The 16,931-nt window shown below is 71.9% G+C and carries 14 protein-coding genes; 3 read left to right on the top strand and 11 right to left on the bottom strand.

Features of this window, described 5'->3' with window-relative positions:
* Nucleotides 1-572 precede the first annotated feature (572 nt).
* On the top strand, nucleotides 573-1,634 hold the full coding sequence (gene trpS / locus AB0O67_RS17605; RefSeq protein ID WP_365450937.1) for a tryptophan--tRNA ligase: 1,062 nt from the start codon (nucleotides 573-575) through the stop codon (nucleotides 1,632-1,634).
* Between the two features lie 109 nt (nucleotides 1,635-1,743).
* Here trpS and proC read toward each other — a convergent pair whose 3' ends face one another.
* From proC to AB0O67_RS17575, 6 genes are all read right to left on the bottom strand, one after another.
* Nucleotides 1,744-2,553 (bottom strand): pyrroline-5-carboxylate reductase, encoded by an 810-nt coding sequence (gene proC / locus AB0O67_RS17600; protein WP_365450935.1) that lies wholly within the window; start codon nucleotides 2,551-2,553, stop codon nucleotides 1,744-1,746.
* 108 nt (nucleotides 2,554-2,661) lie between these two features.
* Entirely contained in the window at nucleotides 2,662-3,444 is a 783-nt protein-coding gene (locus AB0O67_RS17595; protein ID WP_365450933.1) for an ABC transporter permease, read from the bottom strand.
* Complete coding sequence (locus tag AB0O67_RS17590; protein ID WP_365450931.1) at nucleotides 3,441-4,262, bottom strand: ABC transporter ATP-binding protein; 822 nt, start codon at nucleotides 4,260-4,262, stop codon at nucleotides 3,441-3,443. The genes AB0O67_RS17595 and AB0O67_RS17590 overlap by 4 nt, the downstream gene beginning before the upstream one ends.
* 305 nt (nucleotides 4,263-4,567) lie before the next feature.
* Nucleotides 4,568-5,407 (bottom strand): class I SAM-dependent methyltransferase, encoded by an 840-nt coding sequence (locus AB0O67_RS17585; protein WP_365450929.1) that lies wholly within the window; start codon nucleotides 5,405-5,407, stop codon nucleotides 4,568-4,570.
* A 346-nt stretch (nucleotides 5,408-5,753) separates the two neighbouring features.
* Nucleotides 5,754-6,257 (bottom strand): EamA/RhaT family transporter, encoded by a 504-nt coding sequence (locus AB0O67_RS17580; RefSeq protein WP_365450927.1) that lies wholly within the window; start codon nucleotides 6,255-6,257, stop codon nucleotides 5,754-5,756.
* Nucleotides 6,258-6,406: 149 nt separating this feature from the next.
* Nucleotides 6,407-6,781 carry an SH3 domain-containing protein gene (locus AB0O67_RS17575; protein ID WP_365450925.1) on the bottom strand — a complete coding sequence of 125 codons (375 nt, stop codon included), beginning with the start codon at nucleotides 6,779-6,781 and terminating at the stop codon, nucleotides 6,407-6,409.
* A gap of 145 nt (nucleotides 6,782-6,926) precedes the next feature.
* On the opposite strand from AB0O67_RS17575, the gene AB0O67_RS17570 reads away from it, so the two are divergent.
* Nucleotides 6,927-9,098, top strand: a complete 2,172-nt coding sequence (locus AB0O67_RS17570; RefSeq protein WP_365450923.1) for a serine/threonine-protein kinase — start codon at nucleotides 6,927-6,929, stop codon at nucleotides 9,096-9,098.
* Between the two features lie 236 nt (nucleotides 9,099-9,334).
* Here the strand turns inward: AB0O67_RS17570 and ilvD are convergent, their stop codons facing one another.
* The 4 genes from ilvD to AB0O67_RS17550 all read right to left on the bottom strand — a co-directional run bounded on the left by ilvD (nucleotide 9,335) and on the right by AB0O67_RS17550 (nucleotide 14,006).
* A complete protein-coding gene (gene ilvD / locus AB0O67_RS17565; RefSeq protein WP_365450921.1) occupies nucleotides 9,335-11,188 on the bottom strand; it encodes a dihydroxy-acid dehydratase in 1,854 nt (617 codons plus the stop codon).
* 116 nt (nucleotides 11,189-11,304) lie between these two features.
* Nucleotides 11,305-11,910 (bottom strand): TetR family transcriptional regulator, encoded by a 606-nt coding sequence (locus AB0O67_RS17560; RefSeq protein ID WP_365450919.1) that lies wholly within the window; start codon nucleotides 11,908-11,910, stop codon nucleotides 11,305-11,307.
* Entirely contained in the window at nucleotides 11,907-12,731 is an 825-nt protein-coding gene (locus AB0O67_RS17555) for a sugar phosphate isomerase/epimerase (protein ID WP_365450917.1), read from the bottom strand. The genes AB0O67_RS17560 and AB0O67_RS17555 overlap by 4 nt, the downstream gene beginning before the upstream one ends.
* A 318-nt stretch (nucleotides 12,732-13,049) precedes the next feature.
* On the bottom strand, nucleotides 13,050-14,006 hold the full coding sequence (locus AB0O67_RS17550; RefSeq protein ID WP_365450915.1) for a Ppx/GppA phosphatase family protein: 957 nt from the start codon (nucleotides 14,004-14,006) through the stop codon (nucleotides 13,050-13,052).
* An 83-nt stretch (nucleotides 14,007-14,089) separates the two neighbouring features.
* On the opposite strand from AB0O67_RS17550, the gene AB0O67_RS17545 reads away from it, so the two are divergent.
* Nucleotides 14,090-14,968: a hypothetical protein gene (locus AB0O67_RS17545; protein WP_365450913.1), complete on the top strand. Its 879-nt coding sequence runs from the start codon at nucleotides 14,090-14,092 to the stop codon at nucleotides 14,966-14,968.
* Between the two features lie 17 nt (nucleotides 14,969-14,985).
* Here the strand turns inward: AB0O67_RS17545 and AB0O67_RS17540 are convergent, their stop codons facing one another.
* Nucleotides 14,986-16,731, bottom strand: coding sequence for a hypothetical protein (locus AB0O67_RS17540; RefSeq protein ID WP_365450911.1), 1,746 nt, complete (start codon nucleotides 16,729-16,731; stop codon nucleotides 14,986-14,988).
* Between the last annotated feature and the right edge of the window lie 200 nt (nucleotides 16,732-16,931).

Genomic DNA, 16,931 nt, shown 5'->3' with positions numbered 1-16,931 from the left:
TCCTTTGTACTCACCCGAGAATCTCTCTCGCGGCTTTCCTCCGGGCGCTTCCCTTCGGTCTTGCGTTTCCGACTCTATCAGATCTTTTCTCGACCTGATCCCCAGTCAGCGGGGTTTGTCTTCCCGGCCCTTCGGCCGTTCCGACGAGTGAGACTTTAGCGGATTCCGTGCTCCCGAGCTAATCGGGGGCTGCGTTCTATCGAACGCGGATTCCTCATTCCGTAAATATGCATACCGACAGCACGACAGCAGAGCGACAGATCGACTGCTCGTCGGGAGTGGTTACTACTCACGGAATGCTGTCCGGGGACCGACCGAAGTCGGCGCTCACGTCGGACAACTCGGAGAACACTACGTACCGGCCCGGGAGGTGTCAACTCGAGTCCTCGACCGCACCCGGAGGCGTAGTCTGAGGATGTGACTACGCGTACGTGCACCCAGCTCTGGTGGGCCGCCTGACGGCGGCCGTGCGCACGTATGCACTCAACGGCCGCCGCTTCGGCGGCCGTTCTTGTTTCTCCCTCAGGGGGTCGGCCGACCGGGTGCGGCGGTCTCGACCAGGAGGTGGAGAGATGACGCGGGTCTTCAGCGGGGTCAAGCCGACGGGGCATCTGACGCTGGGCAACTACCTCGGGGCCATGCGGCGGTGGGCAGAGGTGGATCAGCACCGGACGGACGCCCTGTTCTGCATCGTCGATCTGCATGCGCTGACCGTGGAGCACGATCCGGCGCGGGTGCGCAGGCTGAGTCGGCAGGCGGCGACGCTGTTGCTGGCGGCGGGACTGGATCCGGAGCGGTGCACCGTCTTCGTACAGAGTCATGTCGATGAGCACGCGCGGCTGTCGTACCTGCTGGAGTGCGTGGCGGCCGACGGGGAGATGCGGCGGATGATCCAGTACAAGGAGAAGGCGGCACGGGAGCAGGCGCGGGGCGGGAGTGTGCGGCTGTCGCTGCTGACGTATCCCGTGCTGATGGCGGCGGACATCCTGGCGTACGGGACCGACGAGGTGCCGGTGGGGGATGACCAGACGCAGCATGTGGAGCTGACGCGGGATCTGGCGGTGCGGTTCAACCAGCGGTACGGACACACGTTCGTGGTGCCCCGGGCCACGCATCCGGAGGTGGCCGCGCGGGTGATGAATCTGCAGGAGCCGGCGTCGAAGATGGGCAAGAGCGACGACACCGGGCCGGGCATCGTCTATCTGCTCGACGAGCCGGACGTGGTGCGTAAGAAGATCATGCGGGCGGTGACCGACAGCGGGCAGGACGTCGTGTACGACCGGGAGGGGCGGCCGGGGCTCGCGAATCTGCTGGAGATCCTGGCCGCGTCCACGGATGGGAACCCATCCGACCTGAGCGGTGTATATGAGTCGTACGGCACCTTGAAGAAGGACACCGCAGAGGCCGTGGTCGAGCTCCTCAGGCCCGTACAGCAGAGGCACAAGGAGCTGTGTGCCGATCCCGGCTATGTGGAGGGGGTGCTTCGGGATGGTGCGGAGAGGGCGCGGGCGATGGCCCGGCCGACCGTGGATGTCGCTTATCGCGCGATCGGGTTGCTGCCGGCTTCCCCTGATACAGGTGGCGCCGGTTCCGGCGGTGTCCAGGCGGCGGCGGTGCTGAACTCGGTCCGGTAGGCGCGCGGGCTGGTGGCGGGGCGCGATGCGAAGTGCCGGCGCATCGTGGCCTCGCTGCCGAAGTCCGCGCAGCAGGCGGCCTCGGGCAGGGGTACCCCTGGCGAGTGGCTCAGTTGTTGCCGGCGGCGAGTTCGCGGCTGCGGTCGCGGGCGGCTTCTAGGGCGGCGATGAGGGCGGCGCGTACGCCGTGGTTCTCGAGTTCGCGGATGGCGTTGATGGTGGTACCGGCGGGGGACGTGACGTTCTCGCGGAGCCTGACCGGGTGTTCGCCACTGTCGCGGAGCATGGTGGCCGCGCCGATCGCGGACTGGACGATGAGGTCGTGAGCCTTGTCGCGGGGCAGGCCGAGCAGGATGCCGGCGTCCGTCATGGCTTCGACCAGGTAGAAGAAGTACGCCGGGCCGGAGCCGGAGAGGGCGGTGCAGGCGTCCTGCTGGGTCTCGGGGACGCGGAGCGTCTTGCCGACGGCGCCGAAGATCTCCTCGGCGTGCGCGAGGTGGGCTTCGCTCGCGTGGCTGCCGGCGGAGATGACCGACATGGCCTCGTCGACGAGGGCGGGGGTGTTCGTCATGACGCGAACGACCGGGGTGCCGGTGGCGAGGCGCGCTTCGAGGGAAGCGGTCGTGATGCCCGCCATGCCGCTGATGACCAGGCGGTCGGCGGGGACGTGGGGGGCGAGTTCGTCGAGGAGGGTCCCCATGTCCTGGGGTTTGACCGTGAGGATCAGGGTGTCGGCGGTCTTCGCCGCTTCCGCGTTGGTGACCGGGGTGACTCCGTGGCGGGTGCGGAGTTCCTCGGCCCGCTCCGGGCGGCGGGCGGTGACCAGGAGATCGGCGGGGGTCCAGCCGCCGCGGATCATCCCGCTGAGCAGGGCTTCGCCGATCTTGCCGGTGCCGAGGACTGCGACTTTCTGGGTCATGGTGCGGGGCCCTCCGGAGGTTGCGTCGTCCGGATTCATCCTCGCACCAGGTAAAGGGGACGGGCTCGTTTGTCCGGTGGGCGGGACGTGGCTCGCTCGCCCGGTGGGTCAGGTGGTCCGGCGTCGCAGCGTCGCCGCGCCGAGGGTGAGGACCAGGAGGGCGCAGCCGGCGACGATCAGGGCGTCGCGGACGAAGTCGGCGGTCATGTCGGTGTGCTTGAGGACTTCGTTCATGCCGTCGACCGCATAGGACATGGGGAGGACGTTGGAGATGGCCTCCAGGACGGGGTGCATCTTGTCGCGCGGGGTGAACAGGCCGCAGAGCAGTAGCTGGGGGAAGATCACTGCCGGCATGAACTGGACCGCCTGGAATTCGGAGGCCGCGAAGGCCGAGACGAACAGGCCGAGGGCTGTGCCGAGGAGCGCGTCGAGCAGGGCCACCAGCAGGAGCAGCCAAGGGGAGCCGGTGACGTCGAGGCCGAGGAACCACACGGCGAGACCGGTGGCGAGGGCGGACTGGATGATCGCGAGGGTGCCGAAGGCGAGGGCGTAGCCGGCGATGACGTCGCCCTTGCCGAGGGGCATCGCGAGGAGGCGTTCGAGGGTGCCCGAAGTGCGTTCGCGCAGGGTGGCTATGGACGTCACGAGGAACATCGTGATCAGCGGGAAGATGCCCAGCAGGGACGCGCCGATGTTGTCGAAGGTGCGCGGGCTGCCGTCGAAGACGTAGCGCAGCAGGATCAACATCAGGCACGGGATGAGGATCATCAGCGCGATGGTGCGCGGGTCGTGGCGGAGCTGGCGCAGGACCCGGGCGGCTGTCGCGGCGGTGCGCGAGGCGTTCAGGGCGCCGGTGGGCACGCCGGGGGTGGTCGCCGTGGTCGTGGTCATCGGGTCGTCTCCTTGTTGCGGGCCGCGGTGCTCGCCTGGTCCACGAGGTGCAGGAACGCGGCTTCGACCGTCTCGGCGCCGGTACGGGCACGCAGGGCGTCCGGGGTGTCGTCGGCGAGGATCTCGCCCGCACGCATGAGGAGGAGGCGGTGGCAGCGCTCGGCCTCGTCCATGACGTGGGAGGAGACGAGGAGGGTGGCGCCGCGGTCGGCGGCGATGGCGTGGAAGAGGTTCCACAGGTCGCGGCGGAGGACGGGGTCGAGACCGACGGTGGGTTCGTCGAGTACCAGGACCTCGGGGGTGCCGAGGAGGGCGACGGCGAGGGAGACACGGCTGCGCTGGCCGCCGGACAGGTTGCCGGCAAGGGCGCCTGCGTGGCTGGTGAGGTCGACGTCGGTGAGGACGCGGTCGATGTTCTGGCGGCGGTCGGCGGTGCTGCGGCCGGGGTCGAGTATCGCGGCGAAGTAGTCGAGGTTCTGGCGGACGGTCAGGTCGTCGTAGACGGAGGGGGCCTGGGTGACGTAGCCGATGCGGGTGCGCAGGGTGCGGTGGCCGGCGGGGTGGCCGAGGACGTCGAGGGTGCCGGTGACCTTGGCCTGGGTGCCGACGATGGCACGCATGAGGGTCGACTTGCCGCAGCCGGAGGGACCGAGGAGGCCGGTGATCTGGCCGCGCGGGACGGTGAATTTCAGACCGCGCAGGACCTTGCGGGGGCCGCGGACGACGGTGAGGTCTTCGGCGCGGATGGCGGGGGTGCGGGTGCTTCCGGGTGCGGGTTGCGCGCCGGTGTCGGGTGGCTCGGCGACGTAATTCATCATGCGGTGAATAATGCTCCTGGGGGTAGGCGGCGTCAAGTGGGCGTGCTCGGGGCGCGGGCGTGTGTTGGGGGCGGGGTGGGGAGTGGGGTGGCGCGGCGCGGGGTCCGGGTGCAGGGATTGCGCGATCCGGGTCGCGGGGGGAGCGCGGGCAGGGTCAACTGCCTTTTCTGGCAGGGGATGTGAGTGCCGGGTGATGTGCGGTGCGCAGGCGCGGGCGTCCAGGGGGCGAACGGGTGGGTGGGGTCGCGGCCGTGAGTGAGCTCGGGGTGTTCGTGGGGGGAGCGGGCGGGCGGCCGTGAGGTGGGTCAGGAGGTGGTGGCCACCAGGAGCTCCACGTCGTAGACCTCTTCGACGAATCCGTCGGGGAAGACCTGGAGGAGGTGGCGGCGCTCCTCGGCCAGGAAGGCCTCGCTGCGTTCGGCGCCGCCCACCAGGAAGATCGAGTGGCTGCCGAGGTTGGCGAGATGAGTGTCCAGCGGGACGCGGCGGCTCCAGCGGACGACTCTGCGAGAGTAGTGAGGGGTCGGGACGGGGCGCGCGGAGGGGTCCGTGCCGGAGGCCGGGGTGCCGGAGTGGTCCGTGCCGGAGGTCGGGGTGCCGGAGGCCGGGGTGCCCGGCTGGACCGCGATCGGGTCGCCGTAGTGCAGCTTGATCCGCTCCGCCTGGGCGGCGACCCAGGGGACGCCGGGGGCGTCGCGGTTCCACCACAGCGCCAGCGCGCCGTCCGGCCGTAGTACGCGGAAGGCCTCCGGTAGTGCGAGGCCGGGGTCGGTCCAGTGCCAGGCCTGGGCGTAGGTGACGAAGTCCGCGCAGGCGTCGGCCAGAGGAAGGGCGTTGCCGTCGCCGCGGACGATCGGGATGCCGGGGCGGGTGCGGCGGAAGTGGGCGGACATGCCGTCCCCCGGCTCGACGGCCACCACGTCGGCGCCGCGGACGTGCAGCAGGGCGGTCGCTATGCCCGTGCCGGCACCGACGTCCACCACGCGCGAGCCGAGGAGCCGGCGCCCTGCCAGCTCTTCGATCGCGTCGAAGAGGGCGGGCGGGTAGGAGGGGCGGTTCGCGGCGTACTGGGCCGCGACGGCGTTGAAGGAGTGGGCGCGCGCGGGGTGGGAGGAGGGTGGGGGCGGCGTCGTCGAGGTGGCCATGGGGCCATGGTCTCGTGGGGTCGGTGGGAGTGACAGGGGTTGTGGGGAAGGTAGGGGCCGGGAGCGGCGGGACGCTGTGGGCGGGGCTGGGCTGGGCCGCGCGGGGGGCTGGGGAGGTGGGGGTGTGGATGGCGGGGCGATGGGGTGGGTGGCGGGGCGGTGGGGGTGTGGGTGGCTGAGCTGGGGCTGTGTGGGCTTGTCCCGGGGCGGCCATGGGGCCGGGGCGCTCGGGTGTCGGCGTGGGAGCCGTCGGCTGCCCCGTTTAATCTGCGGAGCCGTCGGCTGCCCCGTTTAACCCGCGCCGAGTTCGCGGGAGGGCCTCGTCCGTCAGCCGTCGGCCGTGCCCTCAGTCGCGGCGGCGCTTCTTCGCCGGGTTGCCGGTGCGGCGGGACGTGCGCTTCGAGTGGTGCTGGAGGGCTGCCTCGTATTCCTCGCGGTGGAGCTTCTCGCCGGGTGCCTCTTTGAGGGAGCGGAAGAAGTAGGCGAGGAGGGAGCCGACGAAGCCGATGGTGAGCAGGCCACGGAGGGAGGACTGGCGGTCGGGGTCGTGGCGCTTGGTGAACCCTTCCCAGGTGTGCCGGAAGGCGAGGGAGCTGCAGACCGCGAACATGACGACGACCAGGAGCGGGACGAAGCTGCCCGTCTCGGCGAGCTGGATGCCCTCGTAGGCGAGGCGGAGCAACAGGCAGGCGGCGACGGCAGCGGCGAGGGAGCCGACGGACACCCCGATGCGACGGAGGGTGTAGCCGTCGTCGTGGCCGACCCAGGTCGTGCCGAAGAAGCGGAGGGGTTCGGGGCGGGGTCCGCCGCCCGTGGGCCGGTCCAGGGTGCCGTTCTGCTCGTCGCTCACGGCTCGATTATGGCTCGCGGTGGGCGAAGGGCCCCAGGCCGGCCCTGCGGTCCCTGCTGACGACTCACGTCGCACGGACCACGCATCACGCATCACGAATCACGACGGGCGATGGTGCCGGTCGCGGCGGCGACGTCACCGGGCCGGGGTCAGGCGCAGCGCGGTGCGACGTAGCCGTCGCTGCCGGTCTTGACGTAGGCGTCGGAGACGTACTGGGAGTTGGCGATGCAGTCCCAGAGGTTGGAGGTGCCGTAGGGGCCCGTGACGCTGTCGCCGGGGCGCTGGCAGTAGATCGGGACGGTGGTGCCCTCGGGCAGGACGCGGACGATGCGGTAGTCGGTGCCGGGGCCGCTGCGGACGTTGAGCCGGACGCCGGGGGCGACCGGGTAGGCGCGGACCCGGGGCACGGCCGTCGCCGTCGCGCTCGGCGTCTCCGCCTCGGGCGACGTCTCGGGCTCCGCGAGTGCCGTAGGTGCCGATTCCTGCTCGCCCGCACCCGCGATCTCGATGTTCTCCGTGGCCATGTCGGCCTCCCCCGTGTGGATGATTGTGAACGGTTCACGCCAAAATCGCGTGGCGCACCGAGGCTAGCAAGCCACAGGAGTTTCGTACGCAGCATCGACTAGGCTCAGCGCGTCGCGCGTGCGGACGGACATCCGGGGGTGAGAGATGCCGCCAAGGCGCAGCACCGGTACGGACGCGGAAGCGGAATCTCCGCAGTACGCCGGTCAGTATCTGTTGGAGGCGCAGCTCGGATCCGGCGGCATGGGCGTGGTCCATCTCGCCCGCTCGGCCTCCGGATTGCGGCTGGCCGTGAAGGTCGTGCACGCGGAGTTCGCGCAGGACCCCGAGTTCAGGGGCCGGTTCCGGCAGGAGGTCGGGGCGGCCCGGCGGGTCAGCGGTGCGTTCACCGCGCCAGTCGTCGACGCCGACCCGGATGCCGGGCGGCCCTGGATGGCCACGCTGTACATCCCCGGGCCGACCCTCTCCGAGTACGTGAAGCGGAACGGCGCGCTGCCCACCGCCCGGCTGCGGCAGTTGATGGCGGGGTTGGCGGAGGCGCTGCGGGACATCCATCGGGCCGGAGTGGTGCACCGCGATCTCAAGCCCAGCAATGTGCTGCTCGCCGAGGACGGGCCGAAAGTCATCGACTTCGGCATCTCGCGGCCCTCGGACAGCGAACTGCGCACCGAGACCGGCAAGCTGATCGGCACGCCGCCGTTCATGGCGCCGGAGCAGTTCCGCAGGCCGCGGGATGTCGGGCCGGCCGCCGATGTGTTCGCCCTCGGGTCGGTCATCGTGCACGCGGCGACGGGCAGCGGGCCGTTCGACTCCGACAGCCCGTACCTGGTGGCGTATCAGGTCGTCCATGAAGAGGCGGACTTGACAGGCGTGCCGCGGGAGCTCGCGCCGCTGGTGGCCCGTTGTCTCGCCAAGGAACCGGAGGACCGGCCCACTCCGGACGAGCTGATGGCGGAGCTGCGCTCGCTGTCGGCGTCGTACGACACCCAGGCCTTCATACCTGAACAACGCACGGGCGAGCAGCTGTTCGAGCCCGGCGGCGACGAGCTGCCCACCCATCGGCGCGGCGCGCCCGCCGTCCTCGACGGGACGCGGAAGAAGCCGAAGAAGCAGGGGAAGGCGAACGAGGCGCAGGCCAGGGCATCGTGGCGGCGCTGGGTGATGGGCGTCGCCGCCGGGGCCGCCGTGCTCGCGCTCGGGGCCGGGGCCGTCGTGCTGGCCGGGACGGGTGAGACCGAGGCGTCCGGCGCGCGGGAGCAGGGCCATCGGTTCCGGGCCTGGGAGAGGGAACTGAGCGCGCGGGGCGCCGAGGCGAGCGGGATGCCGCAGTGCACGTACGGAGGCAGCGCGCTGTACTGCACGCGCCCCGGTGTCCTGGCCGCCGCCGTCGATCCCCTCGCCGGGGACGTGAAGTGGGCGCGGCCTGGCCCGGGCGGCCACGCCGACGGGAACGTGCAGCCGCCCGTGCTCGCGGGCGGCCTGCTGCACGTCGTCTCGGAGGGCAGCCGGCGTCTGGCCGCGCTCGACCCGGCGACCGGCACAACCGTGTGGAGCCAGGACATCGCCCGCTACGACGGCCGGATCGCGCACGTCGGTGGCACCGTCCTCCTCACCGGCCCCGACTCGACGGTCACCGCGCTGGACGCGGCCACCGGTGAGCGGAAGTGGCGGCACCAGGTCGCCGGGCTCGCCCAGCCGGTGTTCCAGTCGTACGGAGGGCGGGTCGCGTACGCCGTGGACGCGGACGGGGCCGGGACACGGGTCACCGCCGTGGATCCGGAGACCGGCGACGTGCGGTGGCAGCGGCGGCTTGCGGGGGCGCTGAGTCTGGTGGGCGCGCGGGAGGGCGTGCTGTGGTTCACGTCGACCTCAGCGGCGTACGCGGACACGGACGCCGTGGTCCGGTACGACGCCACGGGGGACACCCAGCGCAGGGTCACCTTGCGATTCCCGGTGGCGGGAGCGCAGGCGGCGGTGGCGCAGGACACCGTCTACCTGCTGGGGGCCGACGGCGCGCTGACGGCTGTGGACACCGGTACGTCGGAGCAGCGCTGGCGGCTGGAGACGTCCGTCAGTTTCCCGTCGGCGCCGGTCGTGGCCGGACAGCGGCTGTACTTCGGCGCCGGGGACGGGCGGCTGGTGGCCGTCGACGCGGTGAAGGGGGCGTTGCTGGGGCAGACGCAGGCGCGGCCGGGGGCGGCGCGCGGGGCCGTGGTGTCCGGGCTGCCGGTGCCGGTGGCGGCCGACGGGAAGGTGTTCGCGGGGGCGCCGGACGGAGTGCTGTTCGCGGTGGACGGGGCTGGCGCGGCGCGGTGGTGACGTAGCGCCGGCCGCGGTAGTGACGTAGCGCCTGCGACGGTGGTGACGTAGGGCGTGCCGCGGTGGTGACGTAGCGTCTGCGACGGTGGTGACGTAGAGGGCCTGCCGCGGCGCGGTCACGGCGAGCCCGGACGGGCGACGAAACGCGAAAGGGGCCGCACCCGTCACGGGCGGCCCCAGTCACCGACGCGGCTCGCGCAGACCCCGCCCACGCAACGCGGCTGGGCGCGGGCGTCTCAGCCCAGCTTGCTGACGTCCCGCACCGCGCCCTTGTCCGCGCTCGTCGCCATCGCGGCGTACGCGCGCAGGGCGGCGGACACCTTGCGCTCGCGGTTCTTGGGGGCGTACGTGCCGTTCAACGCCTCGGTACGACGGGTCAGTTCCGCCTCGTCGACGAGCAGCTCGATCGAGCGGTTCGGGATGTCGATGCGGATGCGGTCGCCGTCCTCGACGAGGGCGATGGTGCCGCCGGAGGCCGCCTCGGGGGACGCGTGGCCGATGGAGAGGCCCGACGTGCCGCCGGAGAAGCGGCCGTCCGTGATCAGCGCGCAGGTCTTGCCCAGACCGCGGCCCTTCAGGAAGGACGTCGGGTAGAGCATCTCCTGCATGCCGGGGCCGCCCTTGGGACCCTCGTACCGGATGACGACGACGTCGCCGTCCGTCACCTGCTTGTTGAGGATCTTCTCGACGGCCTCCTCCTGCGACTCGCAGACGACCGCCGGGCCCTCGAAGGTCCAGATCGACTCGTCGACTCCGGCCGTCTTCACCACGCAGCCGTCGACGGCGAGGTTGCCCTTCAGGACCGCCAGGCCACCGTCCTTGCTGTACGCGTGCTCGGCGGAGCGGATGCAGCCGCCCTCGGCGTCCTCGTCCAGCGCCGCCCAGCGCTCGGACTGGGAGAAGGCCTCGGCGGAGCGCACGCAGCCCGGGGCCGCGTGCCACAGTTCGATCGCCTCGGGGGACGGGGAGCCCCCGCGCACGTCCCACGTCTTCAGCCAGTCCGAGAGGGACGGGCTGTGGACGGAGTGGACGTCCTCGTTGAGCAGACCGGCGCGGTGCAGCTCGCCGAGGAGGGCGGGGATACCGCCGGCGCGATGCACGTCCTCCATGTAGTACGTGCGGTCCTTCGCGACGTTCGGGGCGACCTTGGCGAGGCAGGGCACGCGGCGCGAGACCTCGTTGATCTCGTCCAGGCCGAACGGGACGCCTGCCTCCTGGGCGGCGGCCAGCAGGTGCAGGATCGTGTTGGTGGAGCCGCCCATGGCGATGTCGAGGGCCATGGCGTTCTCGAACGCCGCGTGCGTCGCGATGTTGCGCGGCAGGACCGACTCGTCGTCCTGGTCGTAGTAGCGGCGCGTGATGTCGACCACCGTGCGGCCGGCGGCCTCGTACAGTCCCTTGCGCGCCGTGTGCGTGGCGAGGACCGAGCCGTTGCCGGGCAGGGAGAGGCCGATGGCCTCGGTCAGGCAGTTCATCGAGTTGGCGGTGAACATGCCGGAGCAGGAGCCGCACGTCGGACAGGCGTTCTCCTCGATGCGGAGGATGTCCTCGTCCGAGATCTTGTCGTTCACGGCGTCGGAGATCGCGTCGACCAGGTCGAGCGTGCGGACCGTGCCGTCGACCAGCGTGGCGCGGCCGGACTCCATCGGGCCGCCGGAGACGAAGACCGTGGGGATGTTGAGGCGGAGCGCCGCGTTCAGCATGCCCGGAGTGATCTTGTCGCAGTTGGAGATGCAGATCATGGCGTCGGCACAGTGCGCCTCGACCATGTACTCCACGCTGTCCGCGATGAGGTCGCGGGAGGGCAGGCTGTAGAGCATGCCGCCGTGGCCCATCGCGATCCCGTCGTCCACGGCGATGGTGTTGAACTCGCGCGGGATGCCGCCGGCCTCGACGATCGCCTCGCTGACGATCCGGCCGACCGGCTGGAGGTGGGTGTGGCCCGGCACGAACTCCGTGAAGCTGTTGGCGACCGCGATGATCGGCTTCCGGCCGATGTCCGCACCGGGTACACCGGAGGCGCGCATAAGGGCGCGGGCGCCCGCCATGTTGCGTCCGTGGGTGACTGTGCGGGACCTCAGCTGGGGCATCGTCGCTCGCTCCTTCGGAGAAATCTGACTTCTACGAGCGTACGCCGGTGCTCCAAGGGATGGACAAGGTGTCCGGAATGCGGGATGTCTGTCTCAGGGTGATTCGTTCCCGCCCGTCAGGGCCCGGTCAGGTGCCCCTGTACGACCGGTGCGATGCGCCGGATGATCACCTCCAGGTCGGCGGAGGCCAGCGGCTCCAGCTTGATCACGTACCGCATGATCGCGACCCCGACCATCTGCGCGGCCGCGAGCTCCGCTCGCAGCTCGGCGTCGGGCAGGCCGAGCTGCGAGGCGACCTTGCGCAGCAGCTGCGCGGCGACCAGGCGGCGGAAGACGGCCGCCGCCACCTCGTTGGTCACGGCGGACCGCACGACGGCCAGCAGCGGGGTCCGGGTGACGGGGTTCTCCCAGATCCCGAACAGGAAGCGGGCGAAACGCTCGCCGACCTGCTCGGCCGGCCCCTCGAAGATCACGTCCGGCGCCTTCAGGGCGGGCGCGAAGACCGCCTCCAGGGCCTCCTGGAAGACCTGCTCCTTCGTGCCGAAGTAGTGGTGCACCAGGGCCGAGTCCACGCCCGCCGCCTTGGCGATGCCACGCACGGAGGTCTTCTCGTAGCCCCGCTCGGAGAACTCCTCGCGGGCGGCGGCGAGGATGCGGTCGCGGGTGTCGCCGGACTCCGTACGAGGGGGCCTGCCGCGTCTGCGGGAGGTCGCGCCGGTCACCGGCGTGGCACCTTCACCGCGGAGGCCAGGTGGAGCCGGGTGAAGGCCAGCGCCTCGGCGAGGTCGGCCTCGCGCTCGGCGCTGGACATGGCACGGCGGGTGTTGACCTCGATCACGACATGACCGTCGAAACCGCTCAGGGCGAGGCGTTCCAGCAGCTCGGCGCAGGGCTGGGTGCCGCGGCCGGGGACCAGGTGCTCGTCCTTGTTGGAGCCGCCGCCGTCGGCCAGGTGGACGTGGCCGAGGCGGTCACCCATGCGGTCGATCATGTGCAGGGCGTCGGTGCGGGCGGTCGCGGTGTGGCTGAGATCGATCGTGAAGTACCGGTAGTCGTCCTTGGTCACGTCCCAGTCGGGGGCGTACGCGAGCATCTCGCGGTCGCGGTAGCGCCACGGGTACATGTTCTCGACGGCGAACCGCACATCCGTCTCGTTCGCCATCCGCCAGATCCCGGCGACGAAGTCACGCGCGTACTGGCGCTGCCAGCGGAACGGCGGGTGGACGACCACGGTGCTCGCGCCGAGCTTCTCCGCCGCCGCGCGGGCTCTCTGGAGCTTGACCCAGGGGTCCGTCGACCACACGCGCTGTGTGATGAGCAGGCAGGGGGCGTGGACGGCGAGGATCGGGATCTGGTGGAAGTCGCTGAGCCTGCGCAGGGCCTCGATGTCCTGGCTGACGGGTTCGTTCCACACCATGACTTCGACGCCGTCGTACCCGAGGCGTGCGGCGATCTCGAAGGCCGTCGCCGTCGACTCCGGATAGACGGAGGCCGTCGAGAGGGCGACCTTCGCATCCGGGACGCGTACGACTGGTTCTGCCACGGAGACAGGGTAACGGCGCGTCCTGAGGAGCGGCGTTCGGGCCGAGCTCGAGCACCGGCCCGACGACGGATTCTCGCCGCCCACGGTTACGCACCCGACAGCGCCGCCTCGCGCGCGAACGGACCTGCCCTGCGGCGCCGCGTCGCGCGTCCCGCACCGCCCCGCGCGTGCCGCACCCCCTGAGCACCATCCCATGCACGTGCAGCCCCCGGGGCCCCACCACACGCACGTACGGAACCCCTTGAACACCGCCTCCACGCGCGTGCAGCCCCCTGAGACTCACCATCACGCGCGCACGGCCCCTCTGAGCGCCGCCCTCTACTGCACCGTCCCGCCCTCAGCCCCGGCCGACCCCATGTGGTCCAGTCGGCGCAGGATGACGCCCTCGCGTAGCGCCCACGGGCAGATCTCCAGCGTCTCCACGCCGAACAGGTCCATCGCCGCCTCCGCCACCAGCGCGCCCGCGAGGAGCTGGCCGGCCCGGGCCTCCGAGACGCCGGGGAGCTCGGCGCATTCCTCGGCGGTCATGGCGGAGAGGCGGGGCACCCAGGTCTCCAGGGTCTGCCGCTTCAGCTCGCGCTGGACGTACAGGCCCTCGGCGGAGCGGGCGGCGCCGCCGATGCGCGCGAGCTGCTTGAAGGTCTTGGAGGTGGCCACCACGTGGTCGGGGGCGCCGAAGCGGGCGAACTCACCCACGGTGCGGGCGATCTCGGCGCGGACATGACGGCGCAGCGCCCTTATGTCGTCGGTGGCGGGCGGGTCGCCGGGCAGCCAGCCGGAGGTGAGCCGGCCGGCCCCGAGCGGCAGCGAGACGGCCGCGTCGGGCCCCTCGTCGATGCCGTAGGCGATTTCCAGGGAGCCGCCGCCGATGTCCACGACCAGCAGCTTGCCCGCGGACCAGCCGAACCAGCGGCGGGCGGCGAGGAAGGTGAGCCGGGCCTCCTCGGCCCCGGCGAGGACCTGAAGGGCGACGCCGGTCTCCTCCTGGACGCGTGCGAGGACGTCGTCGGCGTTGGAGGCCTCGCGCACGGCGGAGGTGGCGAACGGCAGGAGTTCCTCGACGCCCTTGTCCTCGGCGGCCTGGAGCGCGTCGTGGATGACCCCGATCAGCTTGTCGACGCCCTCGGAATCGATGGCACCGCCCTCGTCGAGGAGTTGGGCGAGGCGCAGTTCCGCCTTGTGCGAGTGCGCGGGCAGCGGGCGCGCGCCGGGGTGGGCATCCACCACCAGCAGATGCACCGTGTTGCTTCCCACGTCGAGGACACCGAGTCTCATGCACGGAACGCTACTGCCAGCCGCGTGGCGCACCGCCCCCGAGGCGGTCCCGGAACGGGTCGCGGGCGACTTACCCTGGACGGGTGCCAAAGACGAAAAAGGCGAAGACGGATAAGGCAGACAAGAAGGCCAAGTCGGCCAAGGGTTCTTCCCAGGATTCTTCGCAGGCGACAGCACCGAAGCAGTCGCAGCAGGCCCTGGCCGTCCCGGCGGACGACGAGAAGGGCCTCGACTTCCCGCGCGCGTGGGTGGAGTTCCCGGATCCGGCGGACGACGAGCAGGTGTTCCGCTGCGATCTGACATGGCTCACCTCTCGCTGGAACTGCATCTTCGGCAGCGGCTGCCAGGGCATCCAGGCGGGCCGCGCGGACGACGGGTGCTGCTCGCTCGGCGCCCACTTCTCCGACGAGGAGGACGAGCAGCGGGTCGCCGAGCATGTGGCGAGGCTCACGCCGGAGGTCTGGCAGAACCACGCCGAGGGCATGCGCGACGGCTGGGTCTCCGAGGACGACGAGGGCTCCCGGCAGACCCGGCCCTTCCAGGGCTCCTGCATCTTCCAGAACCGCCCGGGCTTCGCGGCCGGCGCGGGCTGCTCGCTGCACATCCTCGCCGTGCGGGAGGGCCGCGAGCCGCTGGAGACCAAGCCGGACGTGTGCTGGCAGTTGCCGATCCGGCGGACGTACGACTGGATCGACCGGCCCGACGACACGCGTGTGCTCCAGATCTCGATCGGTGAGTACGACCGCCGGGGCTGGGGCCCGGGCGGCCATGACCTGCACTGGTGGTGCACGTCGGCGACCTCGGCGCACGGCGCGGGCGAACCGGTGTACGTCTCCTACCGGCCGGAGCTGACCGAGCTGATGGGCAAGGCGGGGTACGACCGGCTGGCCGAGCTCTGCGAGCGGCGGCTGGCGTCGCAGCTGCCGCTGCTGGCGCCGCATCCGGCGGATCCCGTGGGCTGACGCGGCGGGCCCCGGGGCTAGGAGGTGCTGGGGCTCGGGTCGCCGCCGCCGCGGGGCGGCGGCGACGGGCTGCCGGGCGCCGACGGGTTGGACGCGGTGGGCGTCGGCTCGGGGTCGGGCGGTGGCGTCGTCGGGTCGGTCGGCGTGGGATCGGGCGGCGCGGGGGTCGTGGGCGTCGGATCCGGGTCGGGCGGGGTGGGCTCGCCGGAGCCGCCCGGAGTGCTGGGCCCGGGGTCCGGGCCGGGGCCGGGGTCGGACGGGGTGGGTGCGCTGCCGTACCCCTGGATGGAGACGATCGCGCCGGCCGGTGAGATCGCGACCCGCGCGCTCCAGAATCCGGAGGGCTCGCGCAGCGGGTCGACGTACACCATGATCGTCAACGTCTCGCCGGGGCGGAGCGTTCCCGAGGAGCGGCTCATGTAGAGCCAGGAGGCGGCCGTGGTCGCGGACCAGCGGACGGGGGCGGAGCCGGAGGCGGTGAGGGTGACGCGGGTGGTGTCGCCGGTGTTGTCCGCGGCCACCGCGAGCCGGCCGGCACCCTTCTGCCCGGCCCCGGCGACGCTGATGACCTCGACCGACACGTCGGGTTTGTTGCCCTGGGAGAAGCGGCCGCCGGGGCTGGTGCTGGCGTTGCCGGCGTTCTCGTAGCCGCCGTCCGTGCTCTCGCCGTAGAGCGTGCCGGGGCCGTCGTCCCGGCTGGCGGTGGTCCCCCGGGCGCCCGTGCCCTCGCCGGTGATCGGCGTGCCCCGGTAGGCGGACCACAGCGCGAGCACCGGGGCGGCCACCACGGTGGCGACGACCGTCGTGGTGACGGCACGCGCACGCAGGCGGTCTCTTCGCGCGGCACGGTCCTTGGGATCCATCGGAAAGCCGCGCCGGTCGAAGCGGGGCGCGGCGGCCCGCGCGCGCGGATGGTGCGCCATGGCCATGTGCAGGGCCGCTCGGGGCGCCTCCAGGACGGGCAGCTGGGTGGGGGCCGGCCCTCCGCCGGGCCAGCTGCCGGGGAGCGCGCGCTCGGCGGTGCGGCGGCAGCGGGGGCAGTCGTCGACGTGCCGGACCAGTTCGCGGCGCAGGGCGCTGCTGAGCACCAGCTGGTTGTCGCCGGTGAGACGGGCGACGCTCGGGCAGGCGCCGGTCTCGACGACGGCGAGGGCCGCGCGGGTGCGTTCCACCTCGCAGGCGGCCGAGGAGAGCAGGTCACGGGCTGCGGCGAGGTCCATGCCGAGGACGGCGGCGACCTCGTGGGCGGACAGGTGGTGGCGCACGGCCAGTTCGAGCGCCTCGCGCTGCTCGGGGGTGGTACCGGCGGCCTCCGGCCAGGCGAGCAGGGCGAGTTCGCGTCTGCGCTGTTCCTGTGCGTGCTCGGAGACGGGGGGCGAGCCGGGCTGCGTGCCGCGCTTGCCGTCGTCGCCGTGGCGGCCCGCCGCGTGACTGGCCTGACGTTTCTGCTTGGCCTCGGCCAGCTTGCGCAGACAGGCCCAGCGGGCCAGCGCGTAGAGCCAGGCCCTGCGGTCACCGGCGGACTCCGGGGCACGCTGGCCCCGGCGCTCGGCGAGCGCGAGGGCCTCGCCCAGGGCGGCGTTGGCGGCTTCGTGGTCGCACAGCACGGACAGGCAGTACGTGAACAGACCGTCCACGTAGGGCTCGTAGCGCGCGGGCGGCCCCTGCACCAGAGTGCGCGCCGCAGCGCGGTCACGCGCCTCACGGCGCGCACGATGTGCGCCAGTGGTGCGGGTCGTGGTGTCCGGGCTGCTGCTCATCACCCGGCGACCGTAGGCGGCGGCGAGCGGCCGCTTCCTCCCCGTTGAGCACATTTAATCCGTACGGGTGAAACGATCCCTCATAAGGGGACAGGAACCCTCCATTCCATTGCTCGTTCGTGACGGGGTCGCCGGCCGGGGGTGCGCACGGGCGCGCGCCCAGGCGTGAACCGGGGGCACGCAACGTGCCGCTTCACGAGGCC

It is taken from the genome of Streptomyces sp. NPDC086077 (assembly GCF_040686175.1).
Lineage (GTDB): Bacteria > Actinomycetota > Actinomycetes > Streptomycetales > Streptomycetaceae > Streptomyces.
Note: the sequence above shows the minus strand (reverse complement) of the source record. Positions and strands in the feature narration are given on the sequence as shown.